The following is a 2,418-nucleotide window of genomic DNA, read 5'->3' on the forward strand; positions in this document are numbered from 1 at the left end:
GAATTGTGATCGGTCACGGTACCGATACGATGCACCACACCGCAGCGATTCTCTCGTTCATGGTGCAGAATTCCCCGGTTCCGATTGTGATGGTCGGTTCGCAACGTTCATCGGATCGCCCCTCGTCCGATGCCGCTCTGAATTTAATGCATAGTGTGAAAGCTGCTGCAGAAAGCGATCTTGCTGAAGTGATGGTCTGTATGTTTGGACCGACTTCGGACGATTACGGCTTACTCCATCGCGGAACCCGGGTCCGAAAGATGCACTCGAGTTATCGTTCGACCTTCCGTACGATTGGCGATATTCCGTTAGCGATGGTGAGCCGACAATGGATCCGTCCGTTACGGGAAGACTACAAACGACGACGGCATGACAGAAATGTAGTGATCAATACCGCATTCGAGGAGAAGGTCAGTATCGTTTACTACTATCCGAACATGAAACCAGACATCATCGATTCACTAATCGACAACGATTATCGCGGCATCGTGATTGCCGGTACTGGACTCGGACACGTCAATAAACCACTCTACCCCGCGCTCAAACGTGCCAAGGAAAAAGGGATTGCTGTTTACATGACAGTACAAACCTTGTGGGGTTATGTACAGATGTATGTGTACGATACCGGGCGCGACATGATGGAGTTAGGTGTAATACCAATGGCGAATATGCTGCCGGAAGTCGCTTACATGAAGTTATGTTGGGCGTTAGGCCAATCGGAAGACCCGGCAGATGTCCGAAAGATTATGTTTACCCCGATTGCGGGAGAGATTACCGACCGCGAGCCGAGCAACGGGTACTTAATCATGCAAGGTGGCATTCCGGAAGTCGAAGAATTTATCTCAAAGGTGAGAAAGTAAGCGGCTATGAAGCATTTTTTGGTCGAAGTCACCTACACTGCCTCGATTGCTGAAGTGGAAGCGGTCGTTCCCGCTCACCGCGTGTTTCTCGATGAGGGTTACCGAGCAGGGTTGTTGCTGATGTCAGGGCCACAAGAACCGTTGGTCGGAGGAATGGTTGTCGCCCGGGCGGAAAACCGCGAAGCAATCGAAGCGTTTTTTCAACGTGATCCATATACAGTGCAGCAGGTTGCGAGCCATCGGGTGGTTGAATTCATTCCTGTGAAGCATCAGAGTTTTTTGAAAGACTGGATAGGCAAATAGTCTTTGCTGAACCGACGTTTAGAGATGTTTCACGAGATTGGCATAACGGATGTTTTAATGTTATCTTTACTATTGCCATTACGAAGCGGCATGATTACCGACCGGGTAACTCGTAACCGTCTTTCATTTTTATTCCACAAACAGTTTTTCGATTCGCCAACCGAATAAATCCGGAGAGTTTTCTTATGGATATCTTCCAGGAATCCCTCGAATACCATGCCCGCGGCAGAAAAGGGAAAATCGAAGTCGTTCCGACCAAACCGTGTAAAACCCAGCGTGACCTATCACTGGCATACTCCCCCGGTGTCGCGGAACCGTGTCTTCATATTGCCAAGGATCCATCACTAGCCTACCAGTATACCGCGAAAGGAAATCTGGTCGCAGTTTTATCGAATGGTACCGCAGTACTTGGACTTGGGAATATCGGCGCTCTTGCTGGTAAACCCGTGATGGAAGGCAAAGGTGTTTTGTTCAAGCGATTTGCCGATATCGACGTATTCGACATTGAAGTTAACTCGCTCGATCCCGACGCAATCATCAAATTCTGCCAAATGATCGAACCGACCTTCGGCGGTATCAATCTGGAAGACATTTCTGCCCCGGACTGTTTCTACATCGAAGAAGTTTGCAAAGCGACGATGAATATTCCGGTGTTTCACGACGATCAACACGGAACCGCGATTATCTCAGGCGCTGCGCTAATCAATGCTATCGAGTTGGTAGGTAAAGACATCTCGAAAGTGAAAGTGGTATTTAATGGTGCAGGAGCCTCCGGTATTGCCTGTGCGCGGATGTACGAAACGCTTGGCGTTAGTCACGAAAATGTCGTCCTATGCGATACAAAAGGCGCGTTATATTTCGGTCGCGAAGATCTTGATCCGGCACATCCGAAGTACAACAAATACAAGGCATACTTCGCTTCAGACACCAAAGCCCGCACATTAGCGGAAGCCTTGGACGGCGCTGACGTATTCTGTGGTTGCTCGGTTGCTAACGTTGTGACCAAAGAAATGATCAAGAAAATGACCAAAGACCCGATCATTTTTGCGATGGCAAATCCGACACCGGAAATCTCATATCCCGATGCTATCGAAGCTCGTCCCGATTGCATCATGGCAACCGGTCGCAGTGATTATCCGAACCAAGTGAACAACGTTCTTGGCTTCCCGTTCATTTTCCGTGGTGCATTGGATACCCATGCATCGCAGATTAACGAAGAAATGAAGAAAGCGGCTACCCAAGCGTTAGCACGCTT

The 2,418-nt window shown here is 48.9% G+C and carries 3 protein-coding genes; all 3 read left to right on the forward strand.

Features of this window, described 5'->3' with window-relative positions; translation table 11 throughout:
* Nucleotides 1-860, forward strand: an 860-nt coding sequence (gene gatD, locus OEM52_14870; protein ID MDK9701416.1) for a Glu-tRNA(Gln) amidotransferase subunit GatD, incomplete at its 5' end; no start/stop codon positions are given.
* A gap of 6 nt (nt 861-866) precedes the next feature.
* Nucleotides 867-1,163: a YciI family protein gene (locus tag OEM52_14875; protein ID MDK9701417.1), complete on the forward strand. Its 297-nt coding sequence runs from the start codon at nt 867-869 to the stop codon at nt 1,161-1,163.
* A 185-nt stretch (nt 1,164-1,348) separates the two neighbouring features.
* Nucleotides 1,349-2,418: NADP-dependent malic enzyme (locus OEM52_14880; GenBank protein ID MDK9701418.1), on the forward strand; the 1,070-nt coding region annotated here is incomplete at its 3' end.

The sequence above is a fragment of the bacterium genome (assembly GCA_030247525.1).
Classification (GTDB): domain Bacteria; phylum Electryoneota; class JAOADG01; order JAOADG01; family JAOADG01; genus JAOTSC01.